The organism is Rhodococcus sp. JVH1 (assembly GCF_000280725.2).
Classification (GTDB): domain Bacteria; phylum Actinomycetota; class Actinomycetes; order Mycobacteriales; family Mycobacteriaceae; genus Rhodococcus_F; species Rhodococcus_F jostii_A.
In genome coordinates this window covers 211,356-232,893 of the sequence record NZ_CP166290.1, presented here as the reverse complement: position 1 = coordinate 232,893, position 21,538 = coordinate 211,356, and the positions used below count along the sequence as shown (strand labels likewise).

General features: G+C 64.1%; 15 protein-coding genes and 6 pseudogenes. 8 read left to right on the top strand and 13 right to left on the bottom strand.

Annotated features, from left to right (window positions below; genetic code table 11):
* Genes JVH1_RS38675 through JVH1_RS38665 form a run of 3 tightly spaced genes read left to right on the top strand, consistent with a single transcriptional unit; the run spans position 1 to position 1,840 of the window.
* On the top strand, positions 1-264 hold the full coding sequence (locus JVH1_RS38675; protein ID WP_009480255.1) for a hypothetical protein: 264 nt from the start codon (positions 1-3) through the stop codon (positions 262-264).
* Positions 261-1,109, top strand: coding sequence for an RAMP superfamily CRISPR-associated protein (locus JVH1_RS38670; RefSeq protein WP_009480256.1), 849 nt, complete (start codon positions 261-263; stop codon positions 1,107-1,109). The genes JVH1_RS38675 and JVH1_RS38670 overlap by 4 nt, the downstream gene beginning before the upstream one ends.
* Positions 1,106-1,840 carry a hypothetical protein gene (locus tag JVH1_RS38665; protein ID WP_051033820.1) on the top strand — a complete coding sequence of 245 codons (735 nt, stop codon included), beginning with the start codon at positions 1,106-1,108 and terminating at the stop codon, positions 1,838-1,840. The genes JVH1_RS38670 and JVH1_RS38665 overlap by 4 nt, the downstream gene beginning before the upstream one ends.
* On the opposite strand, the gene JVH1_RS38660 is transcribed toward JVH1_RS38665, so the two are convergent.
* A complete protein-coding gene (locus tag JVH1_RS38660) occupies positions 1,829-2,377 on the bottom strand; it encodes a hypothetical protein (protein WP_009480258.1) in 549 nt (182 codons plus the stop codon). The two genes, JVH1_RS38665 and JVH1_RS38660, sit on opposite strands and share 12 nt — an antisense overlap.
* Before the next feature lie 71 nt (positions 2,378-2,448).
* A complete protein-coding gene (locus tag JVH1_RS38655; RefSeq protein ID WP_009480259.1) occupies positions 2,449-2,937 on the bottom strand; it encodes a hypothetical protein in 489 nt (162 codons plus the stop codon).
* A gap of 124 nt (positions 2,938-3,061) precedes the next feature.
* On the opposite strand from JVH1_RS38655, the gene JVH1_RS38650 reads away from it, so the two are divergent.
* Positions 3,062-4,051: an IS481-like element ISRhosp6 family transposase gene (locus tag JVH1_RS38650; RefSeq protein WP_009480260.1), complete on the top strand. Its 990-nt coding sequence runs from the start codon at positions 3,062-3,064 to the stop codon at positions 4,049-4,051.
* A 55-nt stretch (positions 4,052-4,106) separates the two neighbouring features.
* Here JVH1_RS38650 and JVH1_RS38645 read toward each other — a convergent pair.
* The 5 genes and pseudogenes from JVH1_RS38645 to JVH1_RS38625 form a co-directional block, all read right to left on the bottom strand.
* A pseudogene (locus tag JVH1_RS38645) lies at positions 4,107-4,205 on the bottom strand (DUF2510 domain-containing protein); the annotation flags it as partial.
* Between the two features lie 145 nt (positions 4,206-4,350).
* Positions 4,351-6,072, bottom strand: a complete 1,722-nt coding sequence (locus tag JVH1_RS38640; RefSeq protein WP_009480262.1) for a hypothetical protein — start codon at positions 6,070-6,072, stop codon at positions 4,351-4,353.
* 196 nt (positions 6,073-6,268) lie between these two features.
* Positions 6,269-7,195: a hypothetical protein gene (locus tag JVH1_RS38635; protein ID WP_009480263.1), complete on the bottom strand. Its 927-nt coding sequence runs from the start codon at positions 7,193-7,195 to the stop codon at positions 6,269-6,271.
* Between the two features lie 113 nt (positions 7,196-7,308).
* Entirely contained in the window at positions 7,309-8,007 is a 699-nt protein-coding gene (locus tag JVH1_RS38630; RefSeq protein WP_043782594.1) for an IS6 family transposase, read from the bottom strand.
* 168 nt (positions 8,008-8,175) lie between these two features.
* Positions 8,176-9,714, bottom strand: coding sequence for a LuxR C-terminal-related transcriptional regulator (locus JVH1_RS38625; RefSeq protein WP_009480265.1), 1,539 nt, complete (start codon positions 9,712-9,714; stop codon positions 8,176-8,178).
* A 116-nt stretch (positions 9,715-9,830) separates the two neighbouring features.
* Between JVH1_RS38625 and JVH1_RS38620 the strand changes: the two genes are divergently transcribed.
* A protein-coding gene (locus JVH1_RS38620) for an IS5 family transposase (protein WP_255284983.1) occupies positions 9,831-10,740 on the top strand; the annotation gives its coding sequence in 2 pieces (ribosomal slippage) (positions 9,831-10,181 and positions 10,183-10,740; 909 coding nt in all).
* On the opposite strand, the pseudogene JVH1_RS38615 reads toward JVH1_RS38620, so the two are convergent.
* Together JVH1_RS38615 and JVH1_RS38610 are read right to left on the bottom strand one after the other, a co-directional pair.
* Positions 10,738-12,444 (bottom strand): annotated as a pseudogene (locus tag JVH1_RS38615) (protein kinase); the annotation flags it as partial. The gene JVH1_RS38620 and the pseudogene JVH1_RS38615 sit on opposite strands and share 3 nt — an antisense overlap.
* A 744-nt stretch (positions 12,445-13,188) precedes the next feature.
* Positions 13,189-13,980 (bottom strand): winged helix family transcriptional regulator, encoded by a 792-nt coding sequence (locus JVH1_RS38610; RefSeq protein WP_083849845.1) that lies wholly within the window; start codon positions 13,978-13,980, stop codon positions 13,189-13,191.
* A gap of 657 nt (positions 13,981-14,637) precedes the next feature.
* Here JVH1_RS38610 and JVH1_RS38605 point away from each other — a divergent pair.
* Positions 14,638-15,947, top strand: a pseudogene (locus tag JVH1_RS38605) (ISAzo13 family transposase); the annotation flags it as partial.
* A gap of 15 nt (positions 15,948-15,962) precedes the next feature.
* Here the strand turns inward: JVH1_RS38605 and JVH1_RS38600 are convergent.
* Positions 15,963-16,550, bottom strand: a pseudogene (locus JVH1_RS38600) (transposase); the annotation flags it as partial.
* A 299-nt stretch (positions 16,551-16,849) separates the two neighbouring features.
* A complete protein-coding gene (locus JVH1_RS38595) occupies positions 16,850-18,223 on the bottom strand; it encodes an APC family permease (protein ID WP_371113117.1) in 1,374 nt (457 codons plus the stop codon).
* 597 nt (positions 18,224-18,820) lie between these two features.
* Between JVH1_RS38595 and JVH1_RS38590 the strand changes: the two are divergent.
* A pseudogene (locus tag JVH1_RS38590) lies at positions 18,821-19,759 on the top strand (IS630 family transposase); the annotation flags it as partial.
* Positions 19,760-19,822: 63 nt separating this feature from the next.
* On the opposite strand, the pseudogene JVH1_RS38585 reads toward JVH1_RS38590, so the two are convergent.
* Together JVH1_RS38585 and JVH1_RS38580 are read right to left on the bottom strand one after the other, a co-directional pair.
* Positions 19,823-20,311, bottom strand: a pseudogene (locus JVH1_RS38585) (SDR family NAD(P)-dependent oxidoreductase); the annotation flags it as partial.
* A complete protein-coding gene (locus JVH1_RS38580) occupies positions 20,308-20,505 on the bottom strand; it encodes a hypothetical protein (protein ID WP_009478547.1) in 198 nt (65 codons plus the stop codon). The pseudogene JVH1_RS38585 and the gene JVH1_RS38580, both read right to left, overlap by 4 nt.
* 362 nt (positions 20,506-20,867) lie before the next feature.
* Between JVH1_RS38580 and JVH1_RS38575 the strand changes: the two genes are divergently transcribed.
* Complete coding sequence (locus JVH1_RS38575) at positions 20,868-21,080, top strand: hypothetical protein (RefSeq protein WP_157174058.1); 213 nt, start codon at positions 20,868-20,870, stop codon at positions 21,078-21,080.
* Positions 21,081-21,538: the final 458 nt, after the last annotated feature.

Below are 21,538 nucleotides of genomic sequence, written 5' to 3'. Positions count from 1 at the left end.
TTGGTCAGCAGAGCGGCTTGGTCAAGCGATTCCTACAACAGCATCAACCTGCACCAATGGTGGACCACCTCGGCCGCCCGGCTCGGCTCTGCCCCGCGCACCGACGAGCAACGCTCCGAGCTGGCAATCCTGCTCACGAGCGAGCCGCGTCCGGTGCTGCAGGTGATGCGCGATCAGACGACCGCGCTGACGCTGCGGACACGGATAGTGGCGGACGCGGTCCGCGCCGCCCGCACCGGCGCGGCCGAGGGGCTGGCGTCGTGACCGTGTCCCGGGTGTGGGAGATCGAAATGACCGCCCGCTCGCCGATCTCGCACCGCGGGGAGCTGATCGGCACCACCGCGATCGGCCGAAGGATGAAAATCATCCAGCCAGACGGGTCGGTGGAGCTGGTCCCGGTCATCTCCGGCAACTCCTTCCGCGGCGTGCTGCGCCGAATCGGCGAGGAACTGCTGCGCGACGTCCTCGGCTACGAGGGCCAGCTCCCGCTGGCGGTCGCGCACACCCTCCGCAACGGCGGCGCGATCGTGAAAACCCAGGCGGAACCGATCACCGGCCGCCGCCTGCACCAACTCCGGGAGCTGATCCCGCAGCTGAGCGTGTTCGGCGGCGCCATCGGGGCCGCCCCGATCGACGGCTGCCTGCGCGTCGGGCACGTGGTCCCGATCGTCACCGAAGCCACCCGGATCCTGCGCCGTACCTACGAGGGGCCGATCCCGTCCCGGTTCGACATCGAGGCCCTCGAGTCCTACTCACACCTCGACGTGACCGCCAGCCACGCCGGCACCACCGTCGACACCGACGCCGAGACAGGTGGGTCGGGATCGCCGGTGATGCGGTACGACATCGAAACCCTCGCCCCCGGCACCCGGTTCGAATCGTGGGTGCAACTGGTCCGCGGCTCCGACCTCGATCACGCCTTCGCCGAGGACGTGCTGGCCGAGTTCACCCGGTCGGGCTGGCTGGGCGGTCGCACGGGGATCGGGCACGGCCAGATCGCCACCACCATCACCGAGCAGGTCGAGGGTGGTCCGGTGGTCGATTGGCGGGAGATCGTCGCCGCACGGCGCGATGAGGCCCTGGAAACCCTGCTTTCGCTTCCCGCATGACCCTTCACGTGCCCGAGGGGATGGTGGCGCTGGTGATCCGGGCTCGACTGGCCGCTGGCGTCGCGCATGGGGTGCCGTGGGGTATCAGCCTCGACGGCCTACTCGCCTCCGAGATCCGAGAGAACACCAAGGCCGCGGCACGAGAGGCGGGCACCGACTACGAGCCGTACAGCTCGGACACCGTGCCGGAGGATCTGGAGTTGCCGCTGGCCCGCTGCCCCGGTGGAGGGAGCGAGTTGTGGCATTGGGCGGCGACCTTCGCTTTCCCTGAGGACGAGGTGCCGGGTCCGCACGTGCAGTACTGGTCCGCCCGCCCGGATCAGCAGGCCCTGGGCCAGATCTCGACGGAGTTGCCGGCGTTGGTGTCCGAACGGCAGGGCCGCTACCGCTCGCGGGTGATGCCGCTACCGCTGACGGTGTGCCGGCACCTGGTGTGGCGGGCGGTCGGAAACCCGGCCGCGGTCGCCGAGCTACTCGAGCCCATCGCTGCGATCGGGAAGAAGCGCAGTGCCGGACACGGCCACGTCCTGTCCTGGGAGGTCGCCGAACAGCCGGACGCCGACCCGTGGGAGTTCGCACACCTGCATCCCGGCGGAAGCCTCGGCCGAACCGCACCCCCGTCCTGCCTGCAGGACCACGATCACGTGCGGACCGGAGGGGAGGGACAGATGGGGTTGCGGCCGCCGTACATGCACCCCGTCCGCAGGTCCCAGGTCTTCTTACCCGTCTGATCCAGGCGAGACGGTGGGCGAAGGTTCGTCGTCTGCCATCTCCCCGGTCGTCAACTGATGGAACACCTTGACGAGCACCGTGAAGAGGGCGATGGCGGTGAGGATCACGTTGGCCTGGCCGTCGCCGTCGAGGACCGCGATCTTCGTCTTGACCGCCTCGGTGTCGGCGCCCTGCAGGACGGCATCGAACATTTCCGATGCCATAGCCCGGTACTCGGGTTCGAGCTCGAAATCCAGGCGCAGATACTCCGCCGGGAGGGTGCTGACGCTCATCTGCGCCCTGTTCGCAGCCAGCGCGGGATACTTCTCATCCAGTCCGGACACGCAGGTGTCCGCGATCATCTCGGTCAAGGTCGGGCCCAGGCCGAGAGCGAGGATCTCGTCCCACTCCTCGGACGTGCCCATCTCCTCGAGGGTGAAGTCTTGGAACGGGTTCTCCAGCCGGCTTCCCAGTTCTCCGACCACGATCTTCGAGATGAATCGGGTGGCTCGGGCGATGGTGATGTCATCCACGCCCTGCGCTGAGGGTTCGGTCATGTGGGCTCCGATGATCGTTGGGTAGAGGGGGACGTGCCTTGTCGATGCGCGCCGGCAGCCTATTTCGGCGGTTACGGGCAGGTCGCACCATCATTGAGGATGGTTGCAGCTTGGAACTTGTTGCGAAGTCCGGTCTGTGCAAGCCCCAGGTTGTCGAGCGCGAATGAGGACGTACCCAACCGTGTGCCTCCGGTCGAGTCGGCAGACGTACCGCAGTCGATGTTGACGTGCCACCCCCCGCTTTCGCTCGAGTGCAGGTCGACGACGTCCCGCATGACCTTGAGCATCTCGTCGCGGGGGTAACGGGTGGGGACGATGACCGTGATGTAGCGGGGGCCATTCGTCCGCATCCAGTATTCGGGGACGACATACGGTGTGATGGTCGCCGGCGCGGTGGTGAATCTGCTTGTCGATGGTTGCGTTGCCATCACAGGCATAGGCACCTGTGACGTGGTTGTCGGCGATGCGGTGGTGGCCTCGTCGTCGTCGGCGAGGTTCTGCAGAGCTGAGATACCTACGTAACCGGCGATGAGTGCTGCGATGAGGCCGACAGCGATCAAGTTGTTCCTACGTCTAGTTGTACTGACCACGGACGTTGGTGACGGCGTGGCGAGGTGACATAGAGAAGACCTCCGAGTGAAGTGCGAGCTGTCTAGGAACGCATCACTCACTCAGGAGGTCTTCGTGGTCCACCGTAATGCCCCGTTGTCCGAAACGGGTCGCCTGCGCCTTGCTCAATGTGTCGTTGATGATGGGTGGCCGCTGCGGCGGGCTGCTGAACGGTTCCAGGTCGCGGTCACCACCGCAGCACGCTGGAGCGCTCGCTACCGCGCCGAGGGGCCGGCCGGGATGGCCGATCGCAGCTCACGGCCACATCGCAGCCCGAACCAGACCCCGACGCGCACCGAGCGGCGCATCATCAAGGTCCGCGTCATCCGCCGCTGGGGTCCGGCCCGGATCGCGTATCTGCTGGGTCTGAATGTTTCGACAGTGCACAAGGTCCTGAGCCGGTACGGGTTGGCTCGACTGCGGTGGCTCGACCGCCCGACCGGACGGGTGATCCGTCGCATGCACTCACCGCACTGCGGCGATCTCGTTCATGTCGATGTCAAGAAACTGGGCAAGATCCCCGCCGGCGGCGGATGGCGGAAGGTCGGTCGCTCGGCAGGCAGCCGCAATGCCCGGGCCGACAAAAGCAGCGGCGAGGTCGACAAGTACTACCGTCCGGTCCGCGGCTACCACTTCCTGCACACCGCGATCGACGCACACTCACGGTTGGCCTACTCCGAACTGTTGGGCGACGAACGCAAAGCCACCGCCGCCGCGTTCTGGCTACGCGCCAACGCGTGGTTCACCGAGCACGGCATCACGGTCGAAAAGGTGTTGACCGACAACGGTTCCTGCTACCGATCACACGCGTTCCGAGACGCACTCGGTGAGATCAAGCATCGCCGAACCCGCCCCTACCGACCCCAAACCAACGGCAAAGTCGAACGCTTCCACCGCACCCTGGCCGACGAATGGGCCTACGCCCGCCTCTACACCAGCGACCGCGAACGCTGCGACGAGTTCCCGCGATGGCTGCACACCTACAATTACCACCGAGGCCACACCGCACTCGGCGGCCAACCACCCGCCACCCGCGTACCCAACCTCCCAGGTCAGTACATCTAGTCGTCGGATCGACGGGAGTCGGCGGTGCCGGCAGTGTCGGAGGTTGCTGCGGCGCGGCAGCTCTGTGGGTTTCCGAGGTCCATTGTTGGCCGTCCCACCAGCGGAGTCGCTGCGGTTCTTCGGGGTCCGGATGCCAGCCGGGCGGTGTTGTCATTGTGCATACATACCAGGGTGCGAAGATACTGCCCTCCAGTGTCATTCGCATGGACTACATCCCTGGAGCGGTCAGATGCGTGCCCTCAGGGCAAAGTCGAACCTTGCGCGCCGGCTCGACAACGCAGAAGTCATGACGAATGGGTTCACGCTGTTGCGGAGGTGTCGAGATCCTTCTTCGGGTGAAGCCGCGGAACCTCAGGGTCGTCGATCCCCGAGAGCTCCCACGGGGTGACCTCCGTCACTGTCTTGACGACATTGCCCAGGTAAGCCACGAAGACGGTGTCGTCGGTGCCCGTCATCCGGAAGGGGATGGAACCGGCCGCGTTTCGCTTCCCGCGGGCCTCGATCGACGTCGACGGGTGGAAGTAGGCGAGAGGGCCCGTGAGTCGGAGAGTCCTGTCGAAGAGCTGGACTGTATTCCCGAACACTGCCAGGGACGCACACAGCCCCGACTTGACCTCCCCGCCGGGGTGCGTGTGCCCGTCCAGTACCTGGCGGGGGATCGGCACGATACCGCCGTCGAGAATGATGCGCAGGATGCGGAGCCAGATCCGCTCGAGTCCGCTGATCTCCGTGGGCATCGCGAAGATGCTCCCTGTCCGGTCCTGTACCCGGTCCAGGTCGCGGGCGATGTCGGCGGTCACCGTGAAGTCGGCATCCTCGATCTCGCCGAATTGCTCATCGACACTCAGGGTGCTCAGCTTCTGGCCGTCCAGGTGGATCTGGATAGTCTCGGCTCGCCGGATGGCGTGCCTGAGATCAATGCCGCGGTACACCTCCCGTGGCTCGCAGCCGGTGGTGTCGAGCGTGATCGTGCTGCGGCCCTTCTCGCCGACCGTGAACGGCACCAGCATGGTGATCTCGAGTGACCGGTGGAACCCTGCGGTGATCGAGCAGCCATCGGACCCGTAGGAGCCGCGCGTGATCAAGCCTTCCTGGACCGTTGTTTCGAGGCCGGCGTCGTCGTACAGCGATAGCCGCACGGCCTTGCCCTTGAGGGCCTCGACCCCTTCGGCTTCGCCGATCAGCACCTTCGACAGCTCGCCGTCCGGTGACATGAACTCGGGGCCGAACCAGGTGAAGTCCTTGACGACCTCCGCGGGCAGCACGACCTCGCCTGGCGCACCGAAGCCGAGGACATCTCGAATGGTGCCGGCGAGTGCCTCGTCTGCTTCCGCAATGTCAATCCCGAACTTCACCCCCAACGGGCTCATTTCCGCCGCCCGAGGGTGCTTCGCACGGGGAGTCACGATGGTTGCTCCGCGGTACGAGGAGTAATCCAGGGTCCAATGCTCGTCCTGAGCGGCGACGACTCGGTCGAGGCCACGGATCCGAGAACCCAAGTCGGCGATGCCGCCGGTGAGCGCGGATTCCTCCGCGCGGTGCAACTTCACGAGCTCGTCGAAGTGACTGTCCCGCGAGAACATGTCCAGTAGGTCTGGATTGTCCAGGAGCTTCGCGTCCAACCGGGGTTGATCGAGCATGTCGAACTTCGGCTTCGGGTCCTCGACCTTGGCGACCAATTCGTCGGTCACGTACGTGACGATCGAGTCCTTGAACTTGCAGGGGACGACGAGGACCCATTCGTCCGGCCGCGGCGTCAGTTTCATCGCCTTCTCGAACGAACCCTTGATCTGCGCCTTGCGGGTGCGCTCGTTGCTGGAGAGACCGTCGGTGTAGAACTTGAGCTGGTAGACAATCCGTCGGTCCGGATAGTCGACGAGGATGTCGATTCCCTTGTCACCGCCGCGGTCATCGGGAATCCGCACGACCTTGGCCTCGCGGTGCTCACGGATCATCAGCTGCTCGACCACCCACTCGAAGTCTTCGCGTTCCGCGTACTTCCAGTTTGGACCGACGCCCATGCGTCCCCTCAATTGCGCCTCCCACCAGCGATTTCACGTAACAGTAGCGGAGCCTATCGCGAGTGATTCAGACGACATCGGCGGCGCGGTCCGGTTCGAGTGATCTGTCCGCGACGGCCGGCCGACAGCGTGCGCCGCGGACCCGCCGGTCCCAATCCCGCTGACGTGCCCCCGCGGAAATTGACAACCCGCTGTGTCAGCGGCGCCACGCGATGACCTTTTCCTTGACGATCAACGGTGCATCGTCCGGTCCCTTGACGTGTTCGTTGATCAATATCGGCTTGTTGGTCCCCAAGCTGGGATACCGCTGCTTGCGCCAGTGCCCGCGAACCACCCATCGGCGTGAGTACTGCACGGTGGTCGCAACATCGTCGCCGGCGCGCGGGTTCTGCTCTCGTCGCAGCGTGATGACGATGGTCGACTTCGGTTCTGTGCGGAACCGGCGTGCCGTCTTGCTCTGTTTGCCGGTGGGCTCGATGTCGCCGAGTGCTGCGAGCGGTTGCTGCATCAGTGTCCACAGAGCGCGTGCATGGCGGTTCAGGTTGATCGACGCCTGGTCGAGTGCGCCCAGGCGGAGGTCATTAGTCGAACGGAGTATCGCACCAGTGGGTAAGAACTCTCCGGAGAGAAGAGGGCTGAAAGGTCCGCTGAACTCCAGGTCTCCATCGTCCTCGGGCACCCGGTACCACTGCATCAGCGTGCCGTCGTCGACCTGGCCGGGGTGAGTTGCCGACTTCGGGACCGTCCGCCGAGCCGGCCGCCAGGCCAGGGCGTTGAGGTGGACGGCGCGGCCGAACTCCTCGGGGATCGGAAACACCAGGGGAACTGCGAACACGATGAATCCGTGCGGAGCGGGCGGGTGCTCGATGGCGACGTCGTCGTCAGGTATCGACCCCTGCGCGGTGACGAGAATTGCGCACATGTCCTCCGACACCCAGTAAGTCTCGGCCTGGTTCAGGCTCGCGATGTTGTCTGCGGGGCTGTCGGAGAGCCCTTGTGCTTCGTATCCGCTGCCCTGTTGCAGCGTGTACTCGTGTAGCTCTTGGGCTTCGGGAAGCCGTAGATGCCTGATGGCATCGAGTTTCGCATCGAGGGCGACGAGTGGATCGTTCAGCGGACGCACGAGCAGTAATCGTGCCAGAGCTGTCGATTGGGCACTGTCACGTTAGTCGAAACGCCCAGCAGCGACGCCTGTTTGAGGCAGGCTGTTACGGGACACCGCCGGGCCGTTCACTTTCAGGCGGCGGCGTCGGTCGCGGTGACTTCCTGCCAGACCGCGAAACGGTCGGTCATCTCGGTACGCCATTTGAGTGCTGTGAGCCGGTGTCGGCCGGGCCGGAAATACGGTGAGATGCCCGAGAAGGCGGACAGGAATCGTTGCGCGTGCCCGGGCGATGTGAACCGTTTCATAGCACGTTCTCGCTGCCTGGTGGGTTGATGCGAGTTCTCGGCTCGATTGTTCAAATACTTCGACCGGCGATGCTCGACCGAGGCCATTATCTCGCGGTGCGTCACTTGGTAGCTGCCGAGTTTGTCGGTGACGATCACCCGCGGCACATACGCCGGCCTTTCGAGCAGCTTGCGGAAGAATCGTTTGGCGGCGTTGCCGTTTCGGCGCGACTGAATCAGCACATCGAGCACGTTGCCGTGCTGGTCGACCGCGCGCCACAGGTAGTGCTGGGTGCCGTTGATGCGGATGAAGACCTCGTCGAGATGCCATGTGTCACCGGGCCGGGAACGCCGTCGACGCAACTGGTTGGCGTATGCCTGCCCGAACTTGGCGCACCACCGCCGGATCGTCTCGTAACTCACCACGACTCCGCGTTCGAGCATCATCTCCTCGACTTCACGGAAGCTGAGCGGGAAGCGGAAGTACAACCACACGCAGTGGTTGATGATCTCGACCGGGTAGCGGTGGCCCTTGTACGACAGCATTGGGGTGGTCACGCCACATTCTCCCAGTTTGCCGCGTTCAACAACGTGACAGTGCCTGCTCGGCGATGCGGCGTCGAACGGAGTGGTGACTGCTGGTGTTTCATTCGCTCCGTGATGCACTCTGTCGAGATCGCGACGCCCACTGCGCCTGAGCCCCCATCACGAAGTTCATGACGATTGCCTATCTTCTACGATCCAGGCTGCGATTTGTGTGCGTGAGGTGAATCCGAGTTTGGCGAGTACGTGCTCGACGTGTCCTTGTGCGGTGCGTTGGGAGATCACTAGGCGGGCAGCGATCGCCTTGTTGGTCAGGCCCTCGGCGATCAGTTCGGCGACTTCTCGTTCGCGTTTGGTCAGGTTCATCGATGGCCGCGGAGAGATCGGTGCTTTCGGGGGTTGCTCGCCGAGGGCGTAGGCGATGGCGGCGTCCAAGCCTAGCGCCTGCCCTTCGCTGCGGGCCGATTCAAACATTCGCTGACCGAGCGTTTGGCGTGTGGTTCGCTCACACTCGGCGTGGTACACGTCCAGGTTGGGAACGAACACCGGGGAGCTTCCTGCAGCGTGGCCTAGGTATTCGGCGGCACCCATGAGTACACCAGCCCGCTTGTGGTCTCCTCCGCTCCCGGCGGTCCAGGCGAGCGCCTCGAGGCAGTTGGCGGAGCCGACGGGGTCGTTGACAAGTCGCGCCAGTCGTAGCCCTTGCTTGAGAAGTTCGTTTGCTCTGCTGTGATTGTCCTGGCGCCACTGCGCAACTGCCATGGCCCACAGGGTGTACGACCGATACACCGATTCGCCCCGCGATTCCGTGATGGCCAGCACCTCCTCGTAGCACTCGATTGCCCGCACAGTGCTTTCATCGTGCAGCTCGTATGCCAAACCCAGCAGCAGCAGCGCTTCGACCTGCAGCATGAGATTGCCCGTTGCTCGAAACATCGTGAGGGCATCTTCCATGTGTGAGCATGCAGGACCGAGATCGCCGCTGAACAGACTGAGGAGGCCGTCGGCGTGGGCGACGAGAGCGTGGACCTCGGGGTCACTCGTATGCTCGGCGATAGAACGTCCTTCCTGCAGTAGAACACCTCCCCTATGAAGGTCGCCCTGTTGTTCGGCCAGTACGCTGTTTACATACAGTGCTTTGACCCTTCCAACGGTCGGAGAGCCGGTGTGACGGGCCAAGAATCGGTCGAGCCAGCGCCGACCCTCACTGAGCAGACCCCTCGTGCCCCAGATCAAATACATACCCGAAGCGATGCGCAGACCCGCCTGGACATCATCGTCGAGTTCCGACGACAGACAGAACTCCATCGCCTCCCGCAGATTCGGTTGCTCCCGGTCGTACCGGGCAATCCACTCAAGTTGTCGTGAACTGATCCAGTCGGCTTCGGCGTCCACGACGAACTGCCGAAACCAGTCCCGGTGTCGCCGGCATAGGCCTTCGTAGGCGTTACTCTGCTGAGCCTTCTCTCGGCCGTACTCGCGTAGAGTCTCGAGCAGCCGGAAGCGCACAACGGCGTTCGGTTCCTCACGGATCAGGATCGACTTGTCGACCAGCGAGGTCACGACATCGAGCAGATCGCCTGGCTTCATGTCGGAGCCGCAAATCTGTTCCGCCGCGTCCAGTTCGAAGCTTCCGGCGAATACCGATAGGCGACCCCATACCTGTTGCTCCTGTGCAGTGCAGAGTTCGTAGCTCCAGTCGATGCACAACCGCAGTGTTTGTTGCCGGGTCGGTGCGCCCCTGTTGCCCCGCGTCAGTAGTGCGTAGCGGTCCGCTAGGGCGTGTCTCCCAATGATTTGGGGTGTTGTGCTGCAGACTCTTCGCTGTGGCAGACGTTGTTAATCGGTTTGAGGTGTTGACGGACAAGCAGTGGGAGTTGCTTGCGCTGCTGTTGCCCAGTTCGGATGGGCTGCGGGGGCGGAAGTTCCAGAACAGCCGGCTCGTGGTGGAGGGGATGCTCTACCGGCTGCGTACCGGGCTCCCGTGGCGGGATCTACCTGCGCATTTCGGCCCCTGGAAGACGGTGTGGAAACGGCACCGACGCTACGCCGGGGATGGAACGTGGGATCGGGTACTCATAGCCCTGGCGGCGATGGCCGATGCCGGTGGCGACCTGGATTGGGCGGTGTCGGTGGATTCCACCGTGGTGCGGGTGCACCAGCACGGCGCCAACGCCGCGCGTGACACAGGGGGATCTACCGAATTACACGAATCTGCTTGACGAACCGGTCGATCACGGCATCGGCCGGTCCCGCGGCGGGCTGACCTGCAAAGTCCACCTGGCATGCGATGGCGACGGACGTCCCTTGTCGGTGCTGGTGGGTCCTGGCCAGGCAGGCGACAGCCCGATGTTCGGCCCGCTCCTGGAGGGCATCTGCGTGCCGCGCATCGGTGGCGGCGCACCCCGCACGCGCCCGGACGAGGTCCGTGCCGACAAGGCGTACACATCCAAGGCCAATCGAGAACTGCTACGCAGCAAGGGCATCAAGGCGGTCATTCCCGAGAAGTCCGATCAGGTGGCCAACCGCAAGAACAAGGGCAGCGCGGGCGGTCGGCCACCGAACTTCGATGCCGAGTCATACAAGGGCCGCAACGTGGTGGAAAGGGCCTTCAACAAGGCAAAACAGTGGCGAGCGGTGGCAACCCGGTATGACAAGCTTGCCCTGACTTACCGGGCTGGATTCCTTCTCGCCGGCATCGTCGAATGGCTCAAACTATTGGGAGACATGCCCTAGTCGCAGAAGGATCTGCTCGGGCGACATTGCCCGCAGCCTGGCCGCAGCCAACTCGATCGGCAGGGGCAAACCGTCCAGTCGGTGACAGATACGGGTCACGGCGACTTTGTTGCCTTCAGTGAGCTCGAAGTTAGGAACGGCGGCGGCGGCTCGAGCGGTAAACAAGGTCACCGCGTCGTAGCCCGGCAGTCCCTGTAACGAGGGCTCGCGGTCGGGATCGGGGACCGTGAGCGGAGGCACCCGCAACGCTACTTCCCCGTCGATCTCGAGGGGCTCGCGGCTCGTCGCGAGAATGCGCAGTCCCGGACACGTGCGTAGCAGCATCTCCGATAACTCAGCCACTGCGTCCACCAGTTGCTCGCAGTTGTCGAGGACCAGCAATAACTCTCGCGCGGCCAGGAATTCCGCAAGGATCTCGTATATCGGTCTCGCTGACTGGTCGCGTAATCCCAGCACACCGGCTATCACATCCACCAATAAGCTGTCGTCGCGTAGCTCACCCAATTCGACCAGCCACGCACCGTCGTTATAGCGCCGCTGTACGGTCGTTGCGAGCCGCAATGCCAGCCGCGTCTTACCGACCCCACCGATCCCCGTCAACGTCACCAGTCGGGACGTCGACAACAGGTTCTTCGCTTCGGTCAACTCGCGTCGGCGACCGACGAAACTGCTCAGCTCGAACGGGAGGTTTCCCGTGCCCTCGGCAGATGGGGGAGCAGCCCGGGCCCGCCCAGACGAAACAGATCCTTCCGCTTGAGAACCCGGATGCACGTCGGGAACTCCCTGCCGTCGCGTAGACCCCAACTCCGAGTGCAGCGCCATCTCGTCGACAGGGAGACCGTGCCGCACCTGGATCTCACGAAGTTCGTCCCCGAATTCCGCCGCCGATGGACGACCGTGCGGGTCACTCGACATTGCTCGCTCAACCGCCGCGCTCACGTCACCGGGGATGCCTTGGTCATGGAGATTCGGAACAGGCGAAGTAGTAATTCGTAGGAACTGGGCAATGAGTTGTTCCCCGCTGCGGCGCTCGAAGGCGGCGTGACCGGTGATGGCAGCAAACAGTGTCGCACCAAGACCGTAGGCGTCTGCGGCGGGGCTCGGGGAGTCCCCCGCCAGGACCTCCGGTGCGGTGAAAGCCGGTGAGCCCGTCACCACGCCGGTAGCGGTTTTGAAGCCTCCGGAGATGTGCGCGATGCCGAAATCCGTCAGTTCCGGCTCGCCGTAGTCGGTGAGCAGGATGTTTGCGGGTTTGATGTCGCGGTGCAGGATTCCGAGGCGGTGAGCGGTCTCCAACGCGCCCGCCATCTTCACCCCGATTTGAAGCGCGTCCGCCAGCGAAAGCGGACCATGGCGGCGGATCCGAACCTCGAGCGAATCCTGAGGGTGGTACTGCATCACAATGTACGGGCGACCGCTCTCGGTGGCATCCACCTGAAGGACGTTGACGATATTCGGGTGTCCGCTCAAGCGGCCCATCGCACGCTGCTCCCGGAAAAAGCGCTCCAGGTTTTCCTCGTCCAGGCTTGCGGCGAGTACCTTCACAGCTACCCTGCGGTCTAGGTTGGGCTGGGTACATCGATACACGACACCGAAGCCGCCGCGCCCGATCTCTTCGATATCTGAGAACCCGGCCGCGCTCAACTCCGACGTGACTGGGGCACCCACGTCGCGTTGTGTCGCGAACGGATCGACGTCGGCCATCGATCAGCTCGATTCATCCGGTCCGCAGCGCACTCGATGATGCAGCACTTTCTAACCTCTCGCTGAAGTCCAACCCAGAGTATCGCGACCCTCGACCCGCCCGCTCACGCTCGGAGCAAGACTGTGGCCGCGAGAAGCCGCAAGCCAAGGGGCGCAGAGCGGTTGCGTCGCCGGTAGCGCTCCGTCCGAAGTGGGACGGCACCGCAGGATTATCCTGCCAGGACCGCCGCAGCCGTTCGGGACCCGGATCGGTGGTGGCTGACCGATTCGGATGAGTCGCCCGAGTCTGGGTGCGGACGAGGCAGTACCTGTGGCGGATACCATCGCGCCTGCCCCGCTCAACGAAGTGGGGTGTTTGCGGCGCGGGTACGGGTGGGTACAACATCGATACTGCTATTCACCGAGTGCAGGTGCAGGTCCTCGCGGCGGATGGTCGGTGCGGCAGATAGCCTGCGCGTGCGCATAGTGCTGCGCCGCGGGGTGGACAGACGGGATGGTCGGGGTGGGTATTGAGCACGCAGAACACTTGCCCGCGCCGAGATGGTCCTGGGTCGGTTCCGGAAACAGCATTGAAGTGTGATCTAGAACTCCGCTTCTGAGACCGCAAAATCCGCGGCGCCAACATCGACAAGCGGGTCTCGTGGCACAGGATCTCGGCGACCACGCTCTCGCCATGCCATTTCGCATGCTGCCCGGTTCCGACCAGAGGTAGCGTCGTCCATCAAACGCACACTGTGCCGGCATTCAGATTGATTCGTGCAGAGCGAAACCCACTCCACGCATCGTCCGGATCGCGAGTGGGGCCCCGATCGACGCGAGCTTTCGGCGTAATGAACAGATATGTGCACCGACGACGTTGGTGGTGGTGTCACATGCGATTCCCCATACCACTAACAGGAGGTACTGACGTGAGAGGACGCGATCGGCGTTACGGATGAAGACTGATAGCAGATCGAGCTCGGTCTTGGTGAGCGCGATCTGGAGTCCGTCGTACTCGACGGTGCGACAACCCTCGCACACCGACAGCCGCGTACCTCGTGTCGTGAGCGGTGTGACCCTTACCCTACTGAGGGTGGAACGCACCCATGCAATCACTTCCCGGGCGGTTACCGGTACGTTCAAGACGTGGTCCGCGCCGGCATCGAGTAGCGCGATCCGATCATCGTTGGAGGCGAAGTCGCCGATGACGATCAGCGCTTCGTCGGACCGAGTGGTGGTCAAGATCTCGGCAGCCGCCAGCCTGTTGAGGTGGTGGGATCGAATGCCGACGATCGCGACCTCCGAAGGTAGCACGCCGGCTCTACGTAGAAAATCAACGTCGCGTCCGCCAGCATCCGAGTCGATGAGCAACACACAAGAAGGCGCCGCAGCCGCCTTCGGCAAAGGCTCAGATCCGCATGAACGACAACTCGTAGGGCCGTAAGAATTCCGGCGATGCCGACCGGTCGGTAGGAAATCGTTGATCGGCTGGCCGTGCCGCGGGCTCCAGCGGACAAGTTCCGCGGTCTCGTTTTGGTTGATCTCGTTCTCGGGCATTGTCACCGCTTGTTCTGGATGTGAGCTGATAATCGTTCTCGATCGGTCTATATGCGTTACGGGCGCGATGGCGCCAGCCGCACCGACACCGTGGTAACGGTCATACGGCTTTGAGTCCGCTCGGCATGGCGAAGCGCCACTGCCCCGCGGTACGGCGGTTTGCGGCAGCGGGTGTTACACATGCCGAGTCGGTTTCAACGTGGCGGGACCGTGCGCGTGCCTCGATTGAGGACGCCTCGGATCCGAATTGTGGTGTCACACGCGAAGATGGTTGGTCAAGAGGCTGGTCGGGAGTGTACATCGGTGATTGCCGCGGTCGCGAGATCAAGCTAGTCGCGCCCGGGGCCGACGGGTGGGCCGCTTCCGATCGGCAGGTTCGGGAAATGCCAATGCAACACCGGTACCTGCAGGTCGACAGGGTGTAACCGGAGAAACCGTCATCTGCCATCGCTGGCGAGACCGAACTACCTGGTCTTGATGAAGGGCATCTGAGTCGAACTCAGATCTTCTCGCTCGCTCTGGCGTCGTTCATCCCTGCCGTCGCGATAGCAACCTTCCCCGTGATTCTCGTGGCCACGGCAGGCAACGGTAGTTGGCTCGCTTCGCTGATCTCCGCGATTGCAACAACCTGCGTCGGTTTTGCCGTCATCACGTTCGCAGGCGCGCGGCGCCGCCGACTACCCGCACGCGCGCCGGCTGCTGATCACCGCCGACGCCGGTGGCTCCAACAGCTACCGGTACCGGTTGTGGAAGTCGGAATTGGCCGCGCTGGCATCCGAGACCGGGTTGGCGATCACGGTCTGTCATTTCCCGCCCGGCACCTCGAAGTGGAACAAGATCGAGCACCGGCTGTTCTCCCAGATCGCCATGAACTGGCGGGGACGGCCGCTGACCAGCCACGAGGTGGTGGTCAAGACCATCGCCTCCACCCGCACCCGCACCGGGCTGCGCGTGGACGCCGAGCTGGACACCGGCGACTACCCGATCGGGATCTCGGTTGGTCGAGACGAGTTGCGCGCGTTACCCATCCACCCGCACGCCCAGTGCGGAACGTGGAACTACACCATCGAACCCACCCACGCCGACGCCGCTCCGGTTCCCGGCCGCGACCGGGAAGGCGAGCGTGCCGTGGCCGTCGCGATGCTCGCCGACCCGCGTCTGACCGGCATGACCAGCGCCGAGCTGAACGCACTCACCGCACGGCTGGCACCAGCCCAGGCCGCGCGCGCCGAGCAACGCCGCTGGCACCAACGCGGCGGCCGGCGCCGCAATGCCCCGGGTGCAGGCGGGCGACGGCTGCTGTCGGACGCCGCGGCGCTGCTGGTCACCATCGTGTACCTGCGGCAGGTCTGCTCCCAGCGGGTGCTGTCGGATCTGCTCGGGGTGAATCCGAACTCCATCGGCGAAATCATCGCCGAAACGCGGATGCTGCTCGACGAACACGGCCACACGCACCCCGACCACCCGGCTGCGCTTCACCACCGCCACAGACCTCACGGGATTTCTCCGTGACGGCCCGGCACCCCACCTGACACCGAATTCGCCGCTCCCCGAAACATTGTCGCACCCGGCTCTGACCGGCATGAGTCGCCGCCAACTGGGCGACCTCGTCGAGCGCCTCGCCGTCCGGCAGGCCGCCCTGGTCGAACGACGCCGCTACACCCAACGCGGCGGCGAACGCATGCCCGGAGGCCGCGGCGGAATCTTCCGCCAGAAGATCACCGATGCAGAACGCGTCCTCGCCACCGTTCTGCACCTGCGCCAACTCTGCACCCGCGCCGTCCTCGCCGAACTGTTCCAGGTCAGCCCCCGCACCATCGGCAATGCCCTGCTCGACGTGCGGCCACTGCTCGAACAGGACGGCTACACCCCGGTACCGGTACCGGCACCCACCCGCTACCGCACCCGCCACCCTCCTCGCCGTCATACCACCGCACGAGGACGACACACCCGAATCGACACATTAATTCCTTACAGTCGCAGTGCGTCCGGCAAGCTTGCCACGCGGATCTTGGCAGGGTGGCGCCGATCGCGGGCACGAGACCGGCGTGCACGTTGACCACCCGCCCGTTCCCCCGGACCTCCATCACCGGGGCGTCGGCGGTGATGAACGTGTACAGGCCGGCGTCGAGCGGTCGGCTGCGGAACGCCTCGACCTGGGCGTCGAGGTCCTTGGCTGTGACGGACACCGGCGATCTCGACAGTGAGGTGATACTGAGGGAATCGACGAATTTCTCCATCCGTCGGGTCTAGACGCGAACAGGTAGCAGGTGGCCACCACCGAGGTCAGGGCACGTTCGGCACGCTTGCGGGCGCTTGCAGCAGCGAGTTTCGGAAATGCGAAACCCTGCCACAGCGTGGGGGATCACGATGTCGAGAGTTCCTGCGCGGGTATCGAAGTCCCGATGAGGTAGCCGTTTTCGGCTGTTGATGCGAGCCTCGGAGCGTCCACCGAAACCGGCCCCGCGCAGGCTGTCGGCCTCGGCGCCCGCGGCGCAGCAGGTCGGGGCTGGCGTCGGTGAGGTGGTCGGTCAGGAACTGGTGTAGTCGATATTGTGGACAGCGGTCATCGCGCGCTCTTTCGTCGAGTCGAATTGGTAGCTCTCTCGAAGAATCACGCGATGACCGCCTACTTTCCGGCTGACACGCCGGTCACGTCCTGATCCGGCTCGTACACCATTGTCATTGACGCAACCAGTATCGACCTTGGGGGCCTGCATCAATCGATCCGCAGTGGGTACGCGTGCGCACTGGGAGCGCCGAGAACTGTCGCCTGGTGGGGTGTATGCAGCTTGAGATGCGACGGATCGGTGGATCGGTGGATCGGTCGTGGGTCCGGGGACAGCGAGACGGCGTCAGGACCCCTCGATCAGACGTCTTGGCGTCCGATTCTCGAGTAGACCTCCGGCCGGAACTTCTTGTAACGCAGAGCCAGGGCAACACCGCTCAGTGCGACCACGGCAACGGCGGTAAGTGCAAGATATCCGGCGGTGTCGCTGCCGCCGATGACGGCACCCATGTTCTTCGCTGCGAGGAACAAGATGATAGCCAGACCGACGAGGGAAACAGATGGTGCGATTACCGATCGCCATACCCCGGCCGAATGGTCGGGGGTCCGGCGGAAGAACACGATGACCGCGACACTGGTGATCGTCATCATCAACAGCAAGCAGAACCCGCCGAAGCCGGCCAGTGAAGCGTATGTGATCACAGGATCAGTGCCCATGATGGCGGGTACGCCGTCGAGGACGAGGAACGCGGCGGCAACCACGATTGCCGCAACAAACGGCGAGCCGTGCTTCGGATGGACCTTGCCAAGTTTCGGGGACAGGACGCCGTCACTGCCGAGTGCATAGAGGTAGCGCGAGGCGATATTCTGCGTCGCGAGCAGTGCGGCGAAAGCGCTGGTGACGAGCAGTACGGTGGCGATATCCACGGCGGCGGTTCCGACGTAGGCGCTCAGGCTTGCAAGGAACGAACCCGACGGATCCGCGGCGGCCTCAGTGGGTGCGTCGGTCGGCCCGACAGCCACCACGTATGCCCAAGCTCCGATTGCGTACAACCCGGCGACGATCGCGACGGCTGCGTAGGTGGCGCGGGGGACAGTCTTGACCGGGTCACGTGTCTCTTCACGGAAAACGGCGACAGCCTCGAAACCTGTCACGCACAGCACGGCGAATAACAGGGCGAAACTCAGCGATCCCGACGTGAACGCAGAGGGCGTGAACGTACCGACGGAGTACCCCTCCGGTCCACCCTTGATCGCAACGGCAACCTGCCAGAGGACGACGATGGCGACTTCTGCACACATCGCTGCCCCTAGGACCTTTGCCGACAGATCGATCTCGAGCAGGCTCAGCGTCGACGCTGCGACCCATAGTACGAGCGACCAAACCCACCAGGGCAGTTCGGGGCCATGCAGCAGGCTGGTGACGAGGTCATTGACGAGAATCCCACCATATGCGTATGACGCTGCGCCGATCGTGAGGTATGCGGAGACTGCAACGAATGCGCCGCCGAGACCGGGGACCTTGCCGAGTCCTGCCGCGATGTAGCAGTAGAAGGCGCCGGGGCTCTTCATGAATTTGCTCATCGTGGTCAAACCAACGGCGAAAAGTAACAGCAATGCGCCGACGACGATGAACGTCGATGCCGCTCCCTGTCCGTTGCCGAATCCGACCACGATCGGTACGAAGCCGGCCATGACGGCCAGAGGCGCGTTGAAGGCCAGCACCGTGAACACCAACCCAGGGACACCGAGGTGCCCCTGTAGCTTGTGGGGAGCTGCCTCGGGTTGGGATGTAGAGCCCGTCGACGGTGGGATGTCCTTCAGTGTGCGGACTTCGTTCATATGAGGCTCCAGGATGTGGGCCGAGACGGGTGTTGTCGTCGGCATCCAGAAAAAGGGGGCTGATCCTGTGGGGTAATGCAGGGATAAAGGTGTGCAGTTGACTTGATCAAGTCACTTGTTCGTATGACTTGTGCAAGTGACCCACTGCACATTGATGATTGCTTCGGGCGGTCCGTATGTCAACAGGTGGTGGGTCTGGAAACGCTCTATTTACATGGGATCCCATGCAATGCATGGCTACTGGTCGGTTTCTGGAGTTCTGGGAGATACAACCCATCGGCAAGCGAAGTCGATGTTTTGATGAGATGCGGCTGGCAACGCTCAACATCCTGTTCGTCTGCGGCCTTCAGTGCCGGCGACGTATCCAGCGGAAACGGTATGCGCCGACGCAGCGCTACAGCAGCGCAAAACGAGATGGGTTGAAGGTCGTCGACTCCGACCCCTAGTGGTGCGTCTGTGAATTAACGAAGCGTTTTGTATGCTGTGTGCATGGTTGCAGCGGCGTTGTCTGTCAGTGACGAACAGCGGGCGGAGCTGGGGCGGATGGCTGGGTCGACGACGTTGCCGCACCGGAAGGTGGTCCAGGCGCGGGCATTGCTGTGGGCGGGCGACGGGGTGGCCAATGCCGAGATAGCCCGACGGTGTCAGGTGACTCCGGATGCGGTGCGGCGCTGGCGTTCTCGATTTGCTGAGGAGGGCACTTCCGGGGTCGGTGCGGTCGCGAAGGGGCGAGGCCGCAAACCGGGTTTGCCGGCGGGCACGGTCGAGGAGGTGCTGCGGTTGACGCATCAGGAGCGTCCGGCGGACGGCTCGACGCAGTGGAGCACCCGGACGATGGCCGCCCGCGTCGGGATCGGTAAGGACTCCGTCGCAAAGATCTGGGCGGACCACAACCTCAAGCCTTGGCGGGTCACGACGTTCAAGATCAGCAACGATCCTCGTTTCGAGGAGAAACTCGTCGATGTCGTTGGGCTGTACCTGAACCCGCCCGCGCGGGCGGTCGTGTTCTCTTTCGATGAGAAGACCCAGTGTCAGGCCTTGGACCGCACCCAGCCGTCGCTGCCCATGAAGCCAGGTCGTGCCGGGACGATGACCCACGACTACAAGCGCAACGGCACCATAGACCTGTTCGCGGCGATGAACGTCGGCACCGGGGAGGTTCTCACAGACCTGCGTAAGGGCCACGCCGGGACCGACGTGTTGCGGTTCTTCAAGCAGATCGACGCCAGCGTCCCGCGCTCGCTCGACGTTCACGTCGTGCTGGACAATCTTTCCGCGCACTCGACCCCGGAAATCAAAGCGTGGTTGGCGCACAAGAACCGTCGCCGGTGGCACCTGCATTACACCCCGACGTCGAGTTCCTGGCTGAACCTGATCGAACGGTGGTTCAAGGAATTGACAGACAAGCGGCTGCGCCGCGGCGTCTTCACCCGTGTTGACTCGGATTCGATCGCCCGCGAGTTCGAGCGCGACGCTGCGGGTCATCTGCCTGACGGCGCCCTTGGTGGCGGTATATGCGAGGTAGTCGGGATCGCCGACGTACCCCATGATCGACGCGATATTGATGATCGATCCGCCTCCCGCCGCGCGCATCGACGGTGTGACAGCGCGCATGCCCAGGAACGGTCCCGTCTGATTGACAGCGACGATGGAGTCCCACGCCTTGAGATCGGAGGCGATGCCTTCTCCAGGACCGGAGATCCCAGCGTTGTTGACCAGGACCGCGACGCCGCCGACACGGCGCTGCGCCAGTTCTACCGCGTCGCCCCAAGAGGTCTCATCGGTGACATCGAGGTGTGTGTAGTGGACGTCGAGTCCTTCGGTGCGTAGTTGTGCTGCGTACTTCTCGCCGACGTCGTCGAGCACGTCGGCGAGAAGTACCTGGGCACCGCGTTCGGCGAGGACGCGGCCGATCGCGGCCCCCAAACCCCGTGCCGCGCCGGTGACGAAGTGTCGGCGAACGATGGGCTGACGGCTCACAGGCCGAGGTAGTCCTCGATGTCGTCGTAGTTGACCTGCCAAAGTCCGGGGTAACCGTGGCTGTCGTCGTGGAAGGAACGGAAGCCGAGCAGCTGCTGCACCCGGGGCGACAGCGTCCGAGCAAGCTCGAGATCGATGACGTGCGGGTACGCCTCCTCGGGTACGAGGTATCCGGGGTTGAAGGTGAAGGCCACTCCCCGACGGCGATCTCGGCATGGTCCAGAAGTCGACGATGCGGAAGATGGCCTCGGATCGCGCTGATCGGCATCGGGGTGGGGGCACATGACCCGTTGCCAGCCGGTTCATCTCGGTGGTATGTCGAACTGTTTCCACTCCTGCCCAGCGCCGCAGCCGGTTTCGGTTGAACAGGATGTCGAGTGCGGCCGGGAGGACGATCGCGCCGGCCGCCAGTGCCCATACTCCGCAGGCTGCGGTCACGGCCAGCACGGTGTTTTCCCGACTGCCCGGGATGGCGCCGGTGGGGTTGCCGTCGGCGTCGACGCTGACGGTAATGGTTTGACCGGCCTTCGCGGGCTCGGCGGTGGGCACGGCGCCGGTGCGATCCCCGTGGGGTGTGGCCGTGCGGGCCCGGGGCGGTGTTCTGGGTGCCGACGGGGCGGATCGAGTACTCGGGGGTGTCGGGTGCGCGGTAGGTGTCCTCGAGCAGCACTGCGGGTACGTGGTGCACGCCGGCGCGCAGCGTCTGGGTCTGCTGTTCCAGCCGGGGATGCGTCGCGGTGCCGAACGCGGCCGCGACGGGGATCAGTAGCAGGATCAGAGCCGCGGTGAGCAAAACGATGGTGGCCTCGTAGCGATCGCTTCGGCGCATCAGGTGGTTACGGCTCCACGGTGCGAGCGGTCACCACCGGATCGGCGTGGGCACCGGAGTGACGCGGAGCTGCGTTCGGTATCGCCGGGGACGTCACGTCGGCTGTAGGTTCCACGGAACCGTGTCGGTTTCCAGATTTCATGTCGGTGGCGTGTCGGTTTCCGCATATCGTGCCGGAAGGTCGGACCCGACCTCTGCGTTTGCCCAGTTCGCAGCCTCGCAAATGCGGATTCGCGGCCTGACGCGTTCGAGGCTTCCGACAAGATGTTGAGAATCCCGCATCGACACGGCGATGGAAACACAGGTCAACGAATCACTCGACACTTAGCGCTGACAACGAGCCGGGCGCGCTCGGTGTCGTCTCAAGTAATCGGTCGCTGTGCTGATCAGTGGTGATG